Origin of the sequence: Desulfuromonas versatilis, assembly GCF_019704135.1 — a bacterium.
In the GTDB taxonomy this organism is placed as follows: Bacteria; Desulfobacterota; Desulfuromonadia; order Desulfuromonadales; family NIT-T3; genus Desulfuromonas_A; species Desulfuromonas_A versatilis.
The window spans coordinates 1622374-1637433 of sequence record NZ_AP024355.1 but is presented as its reverse complement, the minus strand read 5'-3'; the positions used below and the strand labels follow the sequence as shown (position 1 = coordinate 1637433).

The 15060-nt window shown below is 62.8% G+C and carries 13 protein-coding genes; 5 read left to right on the top strand and 8 right to left on the bottom strand.

Features of this window, described 5'->3' with window-relative positions; genetic code table 11:
- The first annotated feature begins 35 nt into the window (after positions 1 to 35).
- From DESUT3_RS07340 to DESUT3_RS20905, 3 genes are all read left to right on the top strand, one after another.
- Positions 36 to 713, top strand: a complete 678-nt coding sequence (locus DESUT3_RS07340; protein ID WP_221251815.1) for a tetratricopeptide repeat protein — start codon at positions 36 to 38, stop codon at positions 711 to 713.
- A 96-nt stretch (positions 714 to 809) separates the two neighbouring features.
- Positions 810 to 1154 carry a cupin domain-containing protein gene (locus tag DESUT3_RS07335; protein WP_221251814.1) on the top strand — a complete coding sequence of 115 codons (345 nt, stop codon included), beginning with the start codon at positions 810 to 812 and terminating at the stop codon, positions 1152 to 1154.
- Positions 1155 to 1398: 244 nt separating this feature from the next.
- Positions 1399 to 3342: a diguanylate cyclase gene (locus DESUT3_RS20905; protein ID WP_225911646.1), complete on the top strand. Its 1944-nt coding sequence runs from the start codon at positions 1399 to 1401 to the stop codon at positions 3340 to 3342.
- A 97-nt stretch (positions 3343 to 3439) separates the two neighbouring features.
- Here DESUT3_RS20905 and DESUT3_RS07325 read toward each other — a convergent pair whose 3' ends face one another.
- Positions 3440 to 3928 (bottom strand): Spy/CpxP family protein refolding chaperone, encoded by a 489-nt coding sequence (locus tag DESUT3_RS07325; RefSeq protein WP_221251813.1) that lies wholly within the window; start codon positions 3926 to 3928, stop codon positions 3440 to 3442.
- 301 nt (positions 3929 to 4229) lie between these two features.
- Between DESUT3_RS07325 and aroC the strand changes: the two genes are divergently transcribed.
- On the top strand, positions 4230 to 5309 hold the full coding sequence (gene aroC / locus DESUT3_RS07320; protein ID WP_221251812.1) for a chorismate synthase: 1080 nt from the start codon (positions 4230 to 4232) through the stop codon (positions 5307 to 5309).
- Positions 5310 to 5391: 82 nt separating this feature from the next.
- Here aroC and DESUT3_RS07315 read toward each other — a convergent pair whose 3' ends face one another.
- The 7 genes from DESUT3_RS07315 to DESUT3_RS07285 form a co-directional block, all read right to left on the bottom strand.
- Positions 5392 to 7377 (bottom strand): cation:proton antiporter domain-containing protein, encoded by a 1986-nt coding sequence (locus DESUT3_RS07315; RefSeq protein ID WP_221251811.1) that lies wholly within the window; start codon positions 7375 to 7377, stop codon positions 5392 to 5394.
- Positions 7378 to 7567: 190 nt separating this feature from the next.
- The gene (gene cowN, locus DESUT3_RS07310; RefSeq protein WP_221251810.1) at positions 7568 to 7876 is read right to left on the bottom strand and encodes a N(2)-fixation sustaining protein CowN; all 309 of its coding nucleotides are present in this window, start codon (positions 7874 to 7876) and stop codon (positions 7568 to 7570) included.
- Positions 7877 to 7896: 20 nt separating this feature from the next.
- Positions 7897 to 8883: a 4Fe-4S binding protein gene (locus DESUT3_RS07305; protein ID WP_221251809.1), complete on the bottom strand. Its 987-nt coding sequence runs from the start codon at positions 8881 to 8883 to the stop codon at positions 7897 to 7899.
- Positions 8884 to 9071: 188 nt separating this feature from the next.
- Positions 9072 to 9743: a Crp/Fnr family transcriptional regulator gene (locus tag DESUT3_RS07300; protein ID WP_221251808.1), complete on the bottom strand. Its 672-nt coding sequence runs from the start codon at positions 9741 to 9743 to the stop codon at positions 9072 to 9074.
- Positions 9744 to 9952: 209 nt separating this feature from the next.
- Positions 9953 to 11278 carry an anaerobic C4-dicarboxylate transporter gene (locus tag DESUT3_RS07295; RefSeq protein ID WP_221251807.1) on the bottom strand — a complete coding sequence of 442 codons (1326 nt, stop codon included), beginning with the start codon at positions 11276 to 11278 and terminating at the stop codon, positions 9953 to 9955.
- Positions 11279 to 11470: 192 nt separating this feature from the next.
- The gene (locus DESUT3_RS07290; protein ID WP_225911645.1) at positions 11471 to 12163 is read right to left on the bottom strand and encodes a response regulator; all 693 of its coding nucleotides are present in this window, start codon (positions 12161 to 12163) and stop codon (positions 11471 to 11473) included.
- Positions 12160 to 13776 (bottom strand): ATP-binding protein, encoded by a 1617-nt coding sequence (locus DESUT3_RS07285; RefSeq protein ID WP_221251806.1) that lies wholly within the window; start codon positions 13774 to 13776, stop codon positions 12160 to 12162. The genes DESUT3_RS07290 and DESUT3_RS07285 overlap by 4 nt, the downstream gene beginning before the upstream one ends.
- A gap of 212 nt (positions 13777 to 13988) precedes the next feature.
- Here DESUT3_RS07285 and DESUT3_RS07280 point away from each other — a divergent pair, with 212 nt between their 5' ends.
- Positions 13989 to 14891, top strand: coding sequence for a LysR family transcriptional regulator (locus tag DESUT3_RS07280; protein WP_221251805.1), 903 nt, complete (start codon positions 13989 to 13991; stop codon positions 14889 to 14891).
- Positions 14892 to 15060 lie beyond the last annotated feature (169 nt).

Sequence of the window (15060 nt, the reverse complement as noted above, 5' to 3'; positions counted from 1 at the left end):
TGGAACTTGTGAAATCCCCACCGGGTGAGCCGCCCATGCAGATGCCAAAATTGCCATTTTTCCTCGCCTTGCTTTTCCTCTGCCTCCTGTCGAGCTGCGCCGGATCGCTGCCTCAAGCAGCCAGGCTCAATGCTGGCGAATGCCTGGCCCGGGCCGAGGAAGCGATTGCGCAGAGAAACTACGATGAGGCGGCTGGCTACCTGGACGCGGCGATTCACAAGGAGCCGCACAATGCCGCGGCCTATCTGCGCCACGGTGAAGTCCTCCGCGTGCTTGGCAAGGACCGCCAGGCCCGCAGCACCTACCGCGCCGCCCTGAAAAACCTCCCCGACTCCCCGGAAAAATCCGAAGCCGCTTACCACCTGGCCCTGCTGCAGGCGCTCAAGTTCGACACCCTCCGCGAGGCGTTATCCCTGATTCCCGGGCTGGCGGAGGACTCAGCGGAAAAGCTCGACCTGCAGGGAGTCGTTGCCCTGCAACAGCGAAAGTTTCGCGAAGCGTTGCAATATCTCAGCAGAGCACAGCAGTTCGCCGGGGTCCAGCGCATGGGCCTGGTCCTCTACCACGCCTCGCTCGCCTACCATGGGCTCGGCGACCCGGAAAACGCCCGCGCCAGTCTCTTTCACGCGATCAACCAGACAGACAATCTCGCCGAGGTCAAGGACATCGAACGGTTCTACGCCCAACTCGCCGGTCGGGGATCGGCCGACTGACGGGGGCAAATTACCGATGTTTGACCCGGGTCAAGGTGGCCCTTCCCGGCATGGGTATACTGGACACAAACGCCAGACAACCCCAAGGAGGAAACCATGGCCGAAACCAAGTTGACCGTCGCCGGCGCCGACCCCCAGCAGCTCGTTGAAATGACCCAGTACCAGCAGGGTTCTGTCGTCAGCCGGACCTTGCTGCAGGACGAAAGCGGCACCCTTACCGTGTTCAGCTTCGACGAGGGACAGGCCCTCTCCGAGCATACGGTCCCGTACAACGCCTTTATCCAGGTACTCGACGGCCAGGCCGAGATCACCATCGGCGGCAAACCCAGCCTGGTCAATGCCGGGGAAATCGTCCTCATGCCCGGCGGTATCTCCCACAAGGTACGGGCGGTCAAACGTTTCAAGATGCTGCTGACCATGTTCAAGACCAAGGTGGCCTGACTTCCTTGAATACCCGGCAGGCAGCCAAATAGCCAACCTCGGGGAGCCTTCGACCTCCCCGAGGCCCCGGCCGACCGGCAGGGGGAAAAACAGAAAAATGCTTAAAAATTCTGTTTCTCTCATGGGCAGAAACATTTTCTCGCACCTGCCGCTAGATATGGCATGAATCACGCAGTCCAAAAGGTCAATTTCTGACCGCCCTGGAAAAATCCCCCCGTAATCTCCGGACAGGAACCAGACATCAATGTCTCTGCAAATTCTTGTCGTAATAAAGAACCCGGTCAGCCGCAATCTCATCAACGAGATTCTAAGCCATTGCGGACATGACACCCTTGTCCTGGAGAACCGGGAAGACGCCTTGGAGCTGACCGACACCACACCCTTTCCCGTGGTGGTCACCGATATCGAACTCGAAACCGAGGCAGAGGTTCCCTTTTCCGCCCTCCTGCAGCAGCATCCCGGCACCCAGGTTATCATCACCGGCAACCGTGCCTCATCCCTGACCGAGGCCATAACTACGCTTCGCCAGGGCGATTACAGTTATATCCTCAAGGCCTTCGAGGATGTGGGATTGGTTTCGGCCACCCTGACCCGGGCAATCGATAACATCCGGGTGGTCATCGAACTCCGATCCAAGCTGGAAGTCTTAAAGAAAAAACAAAGCGAACTCGAAGGGGTTCAAAAAACACTCCAGAAAATCGAGGTGCGTCATTCGCTGAGCGGATTGTATAGCAAGCTGCATTTCCACGAAATTCTGGGCAGGGAGCTTATCCGTTCGCTGCAGCACAACCGCCCCTTCTCCTTATTGTTGATGGAAATCAAGGCCCGCTTCCTCGGAGAGGACGCCAACCGTCTATTGACCGAAGAAAAGCTGGCCCAACTTGCCCAGGCCATTAAAGGCAGGTTGCGCCGTTCGGACCTGGTCACCTCCTACCAGGAGCGGACGTTCGGAATCCTGCTGCCCGAAACCACCCCCGATGCGGCAAACTTTGTTATCAGGAACCTGCAGTCTCTAACCGAGCAGTTCCCCTTCGGCACCCCCGAAGAAAGGGGTAAAATTCAAGTCCTGTGCAATTTCGGCATGGCCTCGTTTCCCGACGATGGCGCCCACAGCCCCAGCCTGTTGCAGAAAGTAGAGAAGAACCTGCTCCTGGAGGCCAGCCGGAACGACCAACCTGACCTGGAAACCAACCCAAAGGGACCGCCTCCGGCCAGGGAGGACAATGAACCGCCGGCAGATTCACGGCCGAGGGTGCTGGTGGTTGATGATAATGAGGGAATTCTGGAAGTCTTCCGCGAAATCCTGGAGGATGAGGGTTACGAGGTGGTCACTGCCGGTTCCGGAGAACAGGCCCTCGCCCTGTTTGAAACAGACCCATTCCCGGTGGTCATTTCCGACGTGATCATGCCCGGCATGTCCGGAATGGACCTGCTGCAGCGGATCAAGTCACTGCGCCAGGAGACCGAGATCGTCATCATGACCAGCCAGTCGGATCTCACCCCTTCCATCAAGGCGCTGCGCCAGGGAGCCTTTGACTACCTGGGTAAACCCTTCGAGGACATCGAAATCATCCCGCTCGTCGTCGGTCGCGCCTTTGCCAACTTTTCCCGCATCCGCGAAAACCGGCGGCTCATCGAAGAACTGGAGAGAAAAAACAAGGGGATGGCCTTTGCCAACCAGACCCTGCAAAACCTCGCCATCCGTGATGGGCTGACCAATCTATACAACCACAGCTACTTCAAAGAGGCCCTCGAGATTGAGGTCATCCGCTCCAGGCGCTACCATCGGCAATGCACGGTGATGTTCATGGACCTGGATCACTTCAAAAACTTCAACGACAGTTGCGGTCATTTGCAGGGGGACAAGCTGCTGGCTACCCTGGCTCGCATGATTGGGGAAAGATTGCGCAAATCCGATATTTTGGCCCGCTACGGGGGGGAGGAGTTCACCGCCATCCTTCCGGAACTCTCCAAGGAGGAGGCGTTTAAGATCGCCGAGGACCTGCGGGACATGGTCGAGAGTTACCCCTTCCCCGGCCGTGAACACCAACCAGGGGGCAGGGTCACGCTAAGCATCGGTCTCGCGTCATTTCCCGAAGATGGCGGGGATGCCTCTTCGCTGATTATGCATGCCGACCAGGCCCTGTACCGGGGGAAGAGGCAGGGGCGCAACCGGGTGGCAATCTGACCCCCCTGGGCACAATCGATCCAAACACGGAAGGGGCCCCATGCCAGGGCCCCTTTCGTGTTTTGCCTTCGGTTCAATCGTGCTCTTTCGCGGATTCTCAAAAACCCCGGTGATGCCCACGGCCGCCCTGGTGCAGCGGTTCGAGTTTTTTCGCCAGAGCCCGCTGTTCCGGGGTCAGCAGGGCGTAGATCTGGTTGTGGGCCCGGGCCCGGGCGACCATCATCTCGGTCCGGTTGCTCTCCTGGGCCGCGATCAGCGAGCGCACCGCCGCCTCGTCGAAGCTCTCGGACTGGACCAGGCTCTTGACCTTTGCCCGGGTCTGTTGAAGCTGTTCACGCAGCGGACGGATGGTTTCGCGCTCCGCAGCTTGAATTTCCTTGATCTGGTTCTGCTGGGTTTCGCTCAAGTCGAGCACCCTGGCCATCCGCCCCATGGGGCCTTTGCCGAATCCACAATCGCCAGGTCCCTCGACGGCGACCTCCGGGGGTCCGTCGAGATCGGGCTGCTGCGCCATGGCCTTGGAATACAGGGCACCGCTGACGGCAACCATGATGAAGAGGATGGCGACGAAAAATCTCTTGTTCATGACTTCGCTCCTTTGCTTGGGGTGGGTTCGCACCTTGTGCGGTGTTCGCTGGATGATCAAAGCATAACCGCGTCAGCCTTAAGTGGGTGTTAAGAGTAGCCAGGCAAAGGTAAAGTTTTGTAAACAGCCCCTCCCTGCCACAATCTGCCTCCCCCCCCCCACCCCGCCGGGGCTCCTCCCACCAGGAATTTAGCGTCCCCTTTTCGCCGGAAATGTGGTAGAAATTCCGTTGTCACATTGTATCTCATTGAAAACCCTGAACAACCATACCGGCGCAAGCGCCGCAAGCGGAGCCGTGACCATGTCGAGCACCTTGGGAACCCTTTTCAAAATAACCACTTTCGGTGAATCCCACTGCAAGGGAGTCGGCGTCGTCGTCGACGGCTGCCCTGCTGGGATGAACCTGACCGAAGCGGATATCCAGACCCAACTCGATCGCCGCCGCCCGGGGCAGAGCGAGCTGACCACCCCCCGTGACGAGCAGGACCTGGTCAGCATCCTCTCGGGGACCGAGTTCGGCAAGACCCTCGGCACCCCCATCGGCATGCTGGTGGCCAACAAGGACCAACGCCCCGGTGATTACGGCGAGATGAGCCAGGTCCCCCGCCCCTCCCACGCCGATTTCACCTACCAGATGAAATACGGCATCCGCGCCTCGAGCGGCGGCGGGCGCTCCAGCGCCCGCGAGACCATCGGCCGGGTGGCGGCCGGAGCGATCGCCGAGAAGTTCCTGCGCGAGCGATTCGGCGTGGAGATCGTCGCCTGGGTCAGCTCCATCGGCACCATCGACGGCCCCGAATGCGATCTGGAGGCGATCACCCGCGAGGAAGTGGACCGCTCGGCGGTGCGCTGCCCCCACCGCCTGGCCGCCCGGCAGATGGAAGAGGCGATCCTCGCGGCCCGCGACGCCAAGGATTCGCTCGGCGGCATCATCACCTGCGTCTGCCGCAACCTGCCGGTGGGCCTGGGCGAGCCGGTCTTTGACAAGCTCGAGGCGCGCCTGGCCCAGGCGATGCTCTCGCTGCCGGCCACCAAGGGGTTCGAGATCGGCTCGGGCTTCGCCGGCACCCGGCTGCGCGGCTCGAAGCACAACGACCCCTTCATCATCAAGGGGGATCGACTCGGCACGCTGAGCAACCACAGCGGCGGCGTGCAGGGGGGCATCTCCAACGGCGAGCCGGTCTATTTCCGGGTGGCCTTCAAGCCCACCGCCACTATCGGCCAGGTCCAGCAAACCGCCGACTTCTCCGGTCGGCAGGTAAAACTCGCCGCCAAGGGACGGCATGACCCCTGCGTGGTTCCACGCGCCGTGCCCATCGTCGAAACCATGGCGGCGCTGGTGCTGGCCGATTTGGCATTGATCCAGAAAATGCGCTCCTGAGCCCGCCTTTTGTCCTGCAAACGCCGAGGGGCCGTGCTGCTTGCCAGCACGGCCCCTTGTTTTTTCCCGGTCTGCGGCCGAATCAGCCGACCGGATCGTGGAAGCACACCAAGTTGTCCGACAACCCCTGAAAGGCCTCGCGCTGCGCCGAATTGCCGATGACCGCCACCAGGTCGTGAATCGCGAAGCGGAAATCGGCGTCGGGGTTGGGGACGAAGCCGCCGTTGCGCAACACGCCGACGATGGAGGCCCCGGTGCGCTTGCGGATTTCCAGCTCCCGGATGCTGCACCCCGCCAGGGGGCTGGCTGTCTCCAGCCTCTCCCAGGTCAATTCCAGCAGGTCCCGGGCGTTTTTCAGCTGGCGGATCTCCTGCTGATCGTCCGTCGACTCGGAGATGGGGTGGTAGAGTTCGCGGCGGATCGAGTCGCTAAAGCGCTGAATCACCTGCACCGGGATCTTCAGGTGCAGCAGCGCCTGGCGGGCGATCTCCAGGCCGGCCTCCAGCTCCGGCAGGATCACCATGTAAACCCCCTGGCCATAGAGGCTGGCCATCTGCTCCTCGCCCTCGGCGCGCACGACGATGTTGAGCTCCGAATTGAGCAGGCGCACCTGGCGCACGATGGACTGGGCCACGGTGATCGCCGGCAGGGTGATCAGCAGCTGCTTGGCATGGGCGATGTGCGCTGCTTCCAGCACCACGGCCTGGCTGGCATCACCGTAGATGGCGGGAAACCCGGCGGCCTTGCACTCCTCGATGCGCCGGTAGTCCAGTTCGATAATGACGAAGGAAATCTCGAGTTGCTCGAGCACCCGGGCGATGTGCTGCCCCACCCGGCCGCCGCCGGCGATCACCACGTGGCCGTGGAGCCCGGCGCGGGGCAGGTTGATGGTCTGCAGCATCTCCCGGTTGAACAGGCGCTGGCGCAGGGCGTAGAGCGGCGCGGTCAATCCCGAGACCAGGGGGGTCAGCAGCATGCTGATGATGGTCGCCGAGAGGATGAAGGAGTGGGCCCTGGCATCCAAAGCGCCGCTGGCGAAACCGACCTGCGCCAGCACGAAAGAGAACTCGCCGATCTGGAACATCCCCAGGCCCACCGCCAGGGGAACCACGTTTCCGTAACCGAAGGCCCGGGCCAGCAGCGCCATGATCGCCCCCTTGCCGAGACCGACCAGCAGCACCAGCATCAACACCTGGCTCCAGTTGGCCAGCAGAAACCTGGGGTCGAGCAGCATCCCCACCGAGGTGAAGAACAGCAGGCCGAACAGGTCGCGCAGGGGAATGATATCGCTCAGCGCCTGGTGACCGTAGTCCGACTCGCTGAGCACCATGCCGGCGACGAAGGCGCCGAAGGCGAAGGAGAGCCCGACCAGGTAGGTGGCGTAGCCGATCCCCAGGCCGATGGCGGTGATGGAGAGCAGAAACAGCTCGCGGGAATTCCAGCCGGCGATCATCGCCAGCAACCGCGGCAGCCACTTGGTGCCGAGCAGGATCATCACCGTCAGAAACACCGCCGACTTGACCGCCGCCACCCCCAGCACCGGCAGGCCGGCGGCCGGGTCGCTGAGCTGCGGCAGCAGGATCATCAGCGGCACGACCGCCAGATCCTGGACGATGAGAATGCCGATCATCACCCGGCTCGAGAGCGTCCCCAGCCGGCCCTGGTTCATCAGGGTCTTGAGGATGACCATGGTGCTGGAGAGCGAGATCAGCCCGCCGAGCCACAGCGAAGGCACGGTTTGCCAGCCAAGCCAGCGCCCCACCAGGTAACCGTAGCCGAAAGTCAGCAGAATCTGCAGCGGCGTGCCGACCAGGGCGATAAACCGCACCGGCCGCAGTTCACGCAGGGAGAACTCCAGCCCCAGGGCGAACAGCAGCAGCGCCACGCCGATTTCCGCCAGTTTCTCGATCTCGTGGGCGTCCGAAACCGTCACTCCGCCGGTATAGGGGCCGATCAGCACCCCGGCGAGGATATAACCGAGCATCAGCGGCTGTTTGAGCTTCTGGGCGACCAGCCCGCCGAACAAGGCCGCAACGACGATGATGGCGATATCCGCAGCAATTCCCATGGGCAACGATTCTCCGTCAATCCAGGCTATACCCGGGTCCAGGCTCCGGCCGGACAGCAACGGCCTCCATGGCGAGACATCCCCCGCCCCAAACGACAACCAGCCCTGTCCCGGAAACGGGACAGGGCTGAAAGCATACGATCATCCGGCGCCACCTTTCAATGGCTTTTCGCCTTTCGGGGATGATTTTTCAGCAGCACTCCTCCTCGACCTGACGCAGCAGCAGCAAAGCTTCCTGATCGTCCTGCTCCTCGAAGAAGTCATGAATGTTGTTGATGTACGAATGAATGAGAAACAGCTCGTCCAGCTGGCGCCCGTTGACCGGGGTCCCCTGGGCGATCTGGTCGAGCTTTTCCTTGAACTTCTCCCAGAAGGGGTTGCTTTTGCCGGGATCGTCGATATGCCGGCGCAGCATGGCCATCAGCCGCTTCGAATTGCCCTCGCAGTCGATGCCGATAAAGGTTTTGTAGCGATCGGTTTTCTTTTCAGCAGGTTGCATACTCTCTCTCCTTTGTTTCGTTATCGCAGGCGGCCCGCCAGGGGGATGAGCCGCTGGTAGTCCTGGTGGCTCAGGCTGCTCTGCCAGTGGCCGCTGAGCATGGCCGTGCCTACCCCGAGAGCGAACAGGCCGAGCACCAGCAGGGCGAAGGCGGTCCTGCCCACCCCATTCTTCATTCCGGGCAGCCCCATGACCAGCGCCCCCGGTTCTGGACAGGAATCGACGCAGGTCAGGCAGCCGGTGCACTCGGGGGAGTGCATCGCCTTGCCGACATGCACAGGCAGGCGCGAAGGGCAGTTGCGGCCGCAGCTGCCGCAGCCGCTGCAGCGCTCGGCCTGGCGGCGGATCTTCAGGGGGCCGGGCAACGCCGCCAACCCGACCAGGGCGCCGTAGGGGCAGAGATAGCGGCACCAGAAATTGGGATAGAGCGCCGAAAGGGCCGCCAGCCCCCCGATCACCGCCAGGGCGGTGGGGGACATGTCGAGGAAGAAATGAAGCATTTTCACGTCGCTGATCGCCCAATAGGGGCTGGCCAGAAAGCCCTGCAGGGCGAACAGCGGCATGTCGATGAGGATCAACTTGACGAAAAACAAAAGCAGGGCGTACTTGGCGAAGCGCAGCGCCACATCCAGCCAACGCCAGAGGCGCCAGGTGCGCCCGAAGCCCCATTTGCCAAGCCGCCAGACCAGTTCGGACAGCGTCCCCACCGGGCAGATCCACGAGCAGAAGGAGCGCCGGGCGAGCAGCGAAATCCCCAGGAAGGTCACCAGCAGCACCACCGCCGCCGGGTGGACCGGGTCGAGGCGGCCGGACAGCACCCAGTACTTGAGCCCCGCCAGGGCACCGACCGGAAGGAACCCCTCGACCCCCGGCGGTCGCAGGTAGGCGTCGCCTTGGGCTCCCATTTCGAAATAACGGACGAACAGGTAGAACTGGACGCCGAGAAAAACGCAGGTGGCGAAAAAACCGCCCTGCACCAGGTGACGGAAAAGACGGGCTTTTTGCATAGGAATCCTGGTCAGCAACGAACCGAAGAAACAAACCGGGACCTCTCCCGGCCTGGCGCCCCCAGCGCTTGGCCAGGGTCACGCAGAACCCATCTTAATAAAAACGTCCGCCCGGGTCTGTCGGCCAGCCGACAGATAGAAAGTTTCCGAAGACATTCGGGGCCAAGTCCGCGGTAACGGAAAGAAATTCAGGTCGGCGTGGGGTCTTTCCAGGAGTGGAGGGCGGAGAGGTCCCTGACCAGAAGCGAGCGGCGGCTCTTTCGCTCCAGAATCCCCTCCCGGATCAGCTCGTTGAGCATCTGCGACACGGTCTGCCGGGTGGTGCCCAGCAGCAGGGCCACATCCTCGGTGGTCAGATCGAGCTCGATCAGCAGCCCCTGGCCCTTCGGCTCCCCCTTCTTGCTGGCCAGCCGATAGAGAAACTCGCTCAGCCGCTCGCGAACCCCCTTGAAAACCAGCCCCTCGATAATCGAGATGGAATTCTTCAGCAGTTCGCCGAGAACCTGGCCCATGACCTGGGAGAAGGCCGGGAAACGGGCGATCCAATGCTGGATGCTGGCGGTGTCGGTCACCAGCAGCAGCGAGTCTTCCAGCGCCATCACCAGTGCCCGGGTGTGGCTGCTGAACACGTCGCCGGGTTCGAGCAGGGCCAGGGTGAATTCCTTGTCCTCGTAGGCCAGGTAGACCCGAAGCCGCCCCGACTTGACGACGAACACCCGGTCCCCTTGGTCGTAGGGTGCGCAGACCAGGGCCTTGGCGGCGACGCTGCGCTGCTGGAAACCGCTGAGGAACTCCCGGTATTCAGGGGACTCGAGGATACGCAGCAGGTTGTTTTCGGTCAGTTGCATCTTGGCGGACATGGCTTTGGGGCTCATCCAGGCTAAACAAATCGCTGCGGGGAGTGGCCCCGCCGTCATTTCCCGCAACTGAATGTACCACATCGTGGTTCGAACCGGTACCTTCGAACCGAGCCTCCCTATTAGAAAAATAACAGGCCGCCCGGTTTGACGGGGCGGCCTGCAGAGGGAAAATCAAGGCTGTTCCTGGGCCCCCGGTTGGGGCCGGGTTTTCAGATGAACACCGAAGCCAGCCCGTAGCCGATCAAACAGGCGGTCACCACCCCGACCAGCCCCGGGGCCATGAAGCTGTGGTTGAAATACCACTTGCCGATCTTGGTGGTGCCGCTGATGTCGAAGTTGACGGTGGCGATGTCCGAGGGGTAGTTGGGGATGAAGAAATAGCCGTAGCTGGCCGGCATCAGGCCGATCAGCAGGGCCGGCGGCAGCCCCAGGCCGAGGCCCACGGGGAGCATCATGCGGCAGGTGGCTGCCTGGCTGTTGATCACCACCGAGACGGCGAACATGGCGAAGGCGAAGGTCCAGGGGTACTGGGTGACCATCTCGGTGATGCCCGCCTTGAAGTTGGGCATGGCGTACTGGAAGTAGGTATCGCTCATCCAGGCGATGCCGAAGATGGCGATGGCCGCCACCATCCCCGACTTGAACACCACCCCCTCGGCGACCTTGGAGGACTTGGTCTTGGTGGCGATCAGGATCACCCCGCCGAAGGCGAGCATCATCATCTGGATGATGACGTCCATCTTCAGGGGCTTGTCGCCGACCTGCAGGGTGCGCAGCGAGGGGACCATGGCGATCACCACGATCACCACCAGCGCCAGCAGAAACAGCAGCACCGAGTTGCGGGCGGCGGGAGGGAGCTTCTCGCCCAGGGTGGTGGCGGTGGTCTCCTTGATCTTGCGGCTCCAGTCCGGGTCCTGCAGGCGGCGCTGGTATTCGGCGTCGTCCTGCAGCTCGGCGCCGCGGCGCAGGCTGTAGAGGACCATCCCCAGGGTGCCGAGGAAGGTCGCGGGGACGGTGACCGCCAGGATCGACAGCAGCGACAGCCCCTCGGCCACTCCGGCCAACTGGGAGAGGTAGTAGACCACCGCGGCCGAGATCGGGCTGGCGGTGATGCCCAGCTGCGAGGCGACCGAGGCGGCGGCCATCGGCCGCTCGGGGCGGATGCCGTTTTTCAGGGCGACGTCGCCGATGATCGGCATGATCGAGTAGACCGCGTGCCCGGTGCCGAGCAGAAAGGTCATGGTGTAGGTGCACAAGGGGCCGTACAGGGTGACCAGGCGCGGGTGGGAGCGCAGCAGGCGCTCGGCCACCTGGAGCATGTACTTGAGCCCGCCGGCCGCCTCGAGCACCGCGGCGCAGGTGACCACCGCCATGATGATCAGCATTACCTGGATCGGCGGGCTGGTCGGCGGCATCTTGAAGACGAAGACTTCCACGGCCAGGCCGATACCGGAGATGACGCCGAGACCGATGCCGCCGTAGCGGCTGCCGAGATAGAGCATCAGCAGCAGGAACAAAAACTGGATGTAGAGCATGACTGCCTCCTTGGGCGATAAAGGGTTCGTGCATCGGCCGCGGGGTGTCCGGTGGCAGAACGGCCGATCCTTTGAATCCAGCCTAGAGACAGTGACTTGACATGTAAATATTCGAAAAGTTTAAAAAAATGAGTTTTTTGCGGACTTTTCGTTCATTAAGTTCGCGAGGCGGGCAACCAGGCAGAAAGGGCTTCAGGATTTGCGGAAATAGCGGCGCTCCGGGCGGCCGACCACGCCGTAGATCAGGTCGGCGGCCAGAACCCCCTCGCCGATGAGAAACTCGAGGTAGCGCCGCGCGGTGATGCGGCTGACGCCGACCCGCTTCCCGGCCTCCTCGGCGCTCAGGTCGGCAACGGCCGGATCCTCGAAGATCTGGCGGATCTTTTTCAGGGTCAGCGGATCGATCCCCTTGGGCAGGCTGCGCGGGGTCTCCTCGAGGGCGGGGTGGGCGTGAAACAGCTGATCGATGTCCTTTTGCTCGAGCCTGCCGCCCTGCTGCATGCGCTCGAAGTAATCCCGGTACTTGAGCAGCGCCTCCTGGAAGCGGTTGAAATAGACCGGCTTGACCAAGTAGTCGAAGACCCCGCCGCGCAGCGCCTCCTGCAGGGCGCCGATCTCCCGCGCGGCGGTGATCAGGATCACGTCGCTGGGCGCCGCCCCGGCCCGCATGCGGCGCAGCAGGTCCATGCCGCTCCCCTCGGGGAAGAACAGGTCGAGCAGGATCAGGTCGGGGCCGAGCAGTTCGACCATCTCGTCCCCTTCGGCGATGGTATTGGCCACGCCTACCACCTCGAAGCCCTCGAGCTTCTCGACAAAGCGGCGGTGGAGTTCGGAGATGCGCTGGTCATCCTCGACGATCAGCAGGCGGATGGGAAAAATGCTCATGGTCGTGGGTCCTTCCTGCGCTTGGGAATGTTGACGACGAACAGCGCCCCGCCCAGTTCGCCCTCGCCGTAGCTGATCTGCCCGCCGATCGCCTCCAGGGCGCGGCCCACCAAGTGCAGCCCCATCCCGCGGCCGGCCCCGGCCCGGGTGGACACCCCCTTCTCGAACAGGCTGTCCGCCACCTGGGGGGCGATACCGGGCCCCGAGTCCTCGACCTCGAGGATGATGTCTTCGCCGAGATCGGTGAGGGCCAGGCGCACCTCCTTGGTGTCGGAGTTCTCGCGCACCGCCTCGAAGGCGTTGTCCAGGAGGTTGCCGAGGATGGTCACCAGGTGCTCCCGGTCGATGTGCGCCGGCAGATCGCTCAGGGAGCTTTCCGGGTCGAAGTGCAGAGCGATCTTCAGCTCCCGCGCCCGGTTGAACTTGCCGAGAATGAGCCCCGAGACGATCGGGTCGGGAACCGCCCATGCCAGGGTGTGGATCAGTTCCTGATAGCCGCTGGCCTCGGTCATCACCAGCTCCAGGGCCTCGGGCAGGGCGCCAATCTGGATCAGCCCGGCGATGGTGTAGAGCTTGTTGGAGTACTCGTGGGTCTGGGCGCGCATGATCTCCGAATACTCCTGCATCTGCGACAGCTCGCGGGCCAGCAGGTCGAGTTCGTCCCGGGGGCGGAAGCTGGCCACAGCCCCCCCGCCCTGCAGCGGCAGGGCATTGACGATCATGGTCCGCCCCCGCAGGTCGAGCTCGCGGTCGAGTACCCGCTCGCCGCTGGCCAGGGCCACCTCCAGCCCGGGGCCGTTGCAGATCTCCGCCATGGATCGTCCCCGCAGAGCACCGGCCGAAGACTGGCCCAGATAGCCGCAGGCCGCCTGATTGACCAGGGTCAGCCGCCCGCCGGCGTCCACGGCCACGATCCCTTCGCGGATGGTCTCGATAATGGCCCCGCGCTCGCTGTAAAGAGCAGCGATTTCCCGCGGTTCCAAACCGAAGATGGCCGATTTCAAGCCGCGGGCGATGACCGCGGCGCCAAGCACCCCGAACAGCAGCACCACCCCGACGTAGCCGAGAATCTCTTTCTGCTTGATGCGCAGTGCCGCATGGATATCGCTCAGCAGGTATCCCACGGCGACAAACCCCGCCACCTCGCCGCGCTGATCCCGTATCGGTACGATACCACGCAGCGAGGGCCCCAGGGTACCCACGGCTTGGGACGCGTAGGAGCGCCCCTCCTCCAGGGCGGGCCTCAGATCGCCGCCGACGAAGGGCAGCCCGATCTTCTCCGGATCCGGGTGCGAAAAACGGATCCCCCGGCGATCCCCCACCACCACGTACTCGGCCCCGGTGGCCAGCCGCAGCCGCTCGGCAACGGCCTGCACGCCGGCGGCGTCGCCGGCCTGCAGCCCCTGGCGGATGTCGGGGTTGAGCGCAACCGAATGCGCCACCTCCAGGGCCTTGCGCCCAACCTGTTCGCGCAGCAGGTTTGCCGAAAAATCGGAGAACAGGGCCCCGATCAGGGCGACCAGCACCACCAGCAGCACGGTAACCAGCAAACTGAGCTTGACCTGCAGATTGCGAGGCAGCAGCCGGTCTATCTGTACCAGAAGAGAATCCACCAGGCGACTCCAGAAATAAGGTGGTCCATCGATGCTTCGGCCTGCAACTATCTCATATTTCGGAATTTGGGTGAAACCTAGAATTGGCCTCCAACGGGCAATGCCTTGACAATCTTCCGGTGAATGGTCATTGTTCTACAAACCATCGGGGAAAAGCACAAAACCCCGGATTTGTTCCTCTCTCGGAACGAACCGACAGGAGTTGGATCCCCTTGTTCAATCTCAACGACATGGCCATCTTTACCCGAGTGGTCGAGGCCGGCAGTTTTACCGCTGCCGGCAAACTGCTCGGCCTGCCCAAATCCACCGTCAGTCGGAAAATCGCCCTGCTGGAGGAGACCCTCGGGGTGCGCCTGCTCGAGCGCACCACCCGGGCCTTGAAGCTGACCGAAATCGGCACGGGCTATTTTGAGCAATGTGCGCGCATCGTCGGCGCGGCCGAAGAGGCCAACCTGGCCGTTTCCCAGATGCAGGCCACACCCAAGGGCAAACTGCGCATCACCGCGCCGACCGAGTTCGGCTCGCTCTATCTCGGCGAAGCCGTCGCCGGCTACCTGCAGCAGTACCCTCAGGTCCAGATCGAGGTCGAACTGACCAACCGCGTCGTCGACCTGATCGACGAGGGCTTCGACCTGGCCATCCGCGCCGGCGCCCTCCCCGACTCCTCGCTGATCGCCCGCAAGCTGGCCGGCGAGGGGGTCTTTATCTGCGCCAGCCCGGCCTACCTGGAAAAACACGGCCGGCCGCTTTCTCCCGAGGATCTTGCCAGCCACCAGGTGATCCTCTCTCCGGCAACGCCTCACGGCAAGGTCAAGTTGATTTCGGACCAGGGCGAATCCGCCGCCGCCGGCATCCGCGGCAGCCTGCAGGTCAACAGCCTGGCCATGGCCCGCGACGCCGCCGTGGCGGGCCTGGGACTGGTCGCCCTGCCTGAGATGATCTGCTGGGAAGACCTGCGCAGCGGCCGGCTGAGCGTGGCCCTGGAAGGCTGGAAGCTCCCCGGCACCGGCATCTATGCCGTCTACCCCTCCCCCCGCCACCTGTCCATCAAGGTAAAGACCTTCATCGATTTTCTCCAGCAATCCCTCACGCCACCCCCCTGGAAAAGCGCCTGACTTCCAGAATATTCTCAAAATCAACCTACCCCAGTCACCGACCCGTCGGTTTGTGCGCCATAGCAGTAGGATTGAAAGATACCCTGCAGGGATCCGCGCGCTTATTATTTGTATTCCCTTAAAAGCAACGATAAGATGCCCCTATTTAATGAATCCTTCCCCGGTTGGT

Excerpts from the sequence above, each read along its gene's own strand:
- aroC (WP_221251812.1), top strand. The coding sequence starts at position 4,230 with ATGTCGAGCACCTTGGGAACCCTTTTCAAAATAACCACTTTCGGTGAA.
- DESUT3_RS07300 (WP_221251808.1), bottom strand. The coding sequence starts at position 9,743 with ATGTCCGCCAAGATGCAACTGACCGAAAACAACCTGCTGCGTATCCTC.
- DESUT3_RS07290 (WP_225911645.1), bottom strand. The coding sequence starts at position 12,163 with ATGAGCATTTTTCCCATCCGCCTGCTGATCGTCGAGGATGACCAGCGC.
- DESUT3_RS07335 (WP_221251814.1), top strand. The coding sequence starts at position 810 with ATGGCCGAAACCAAGTTGACCGTCGCCGGCGCCGACCCCCAGCAGCTC.
- cowN (WP_221251810.1), bottom strand. The coding sequence starts at position 7,876 with ATGCAACCTGCTGAAAAGAAAACCGATCGCTACAAAACCTTTATCGGC.
- DESUT3_RS07315 (WP_221251811.1), bottom strand. The coding sequence starts at position 7,377 with ATGGGAATTGCTGCGGATATCGCCATCATCGTCGTTGCGGCCTTGTTC.
- DESUT3_RS20905 (WP_225911646.1), top strand. The coding sequence starts at position 1,399 with ATGTCTCTGCAAATTCTTGTCGTAATAAAGAACCCGGTCAGCCGCAAT.
- DESUT3_RS07305 (WP_221251809.1), bottom strand. The coding sequence starts at position 8,883 with ATGCAAAAAGCCCGTCTTTTCCGTCACCTGGTGCAGGGCGGTTTTTTC.
- DESUT3_RS07295 (WP_221251807.1), bottom strand. The coding sequence starts at position 11,278 with ATGCTCTACATCCAGTTTTTGTTCCTGCTGCTGATGCTCTATCTCGGC.
- DESUT3_RS07340 (WP_221251815.1), top strand. The coding sequence starts at position 36 with ATGCAGATGCCAAAATTGCCATTTTTCCTCGCCTTGCTTTTCCTCTGC.
- DESUT3_RS07325 (WP_221251813.1), bottom strand. The coding sequence starts at position 3,928 with ATGAACAAGAGATTTTTCGTCGCCATCCTCTTCATCATGGTTGCCGTC.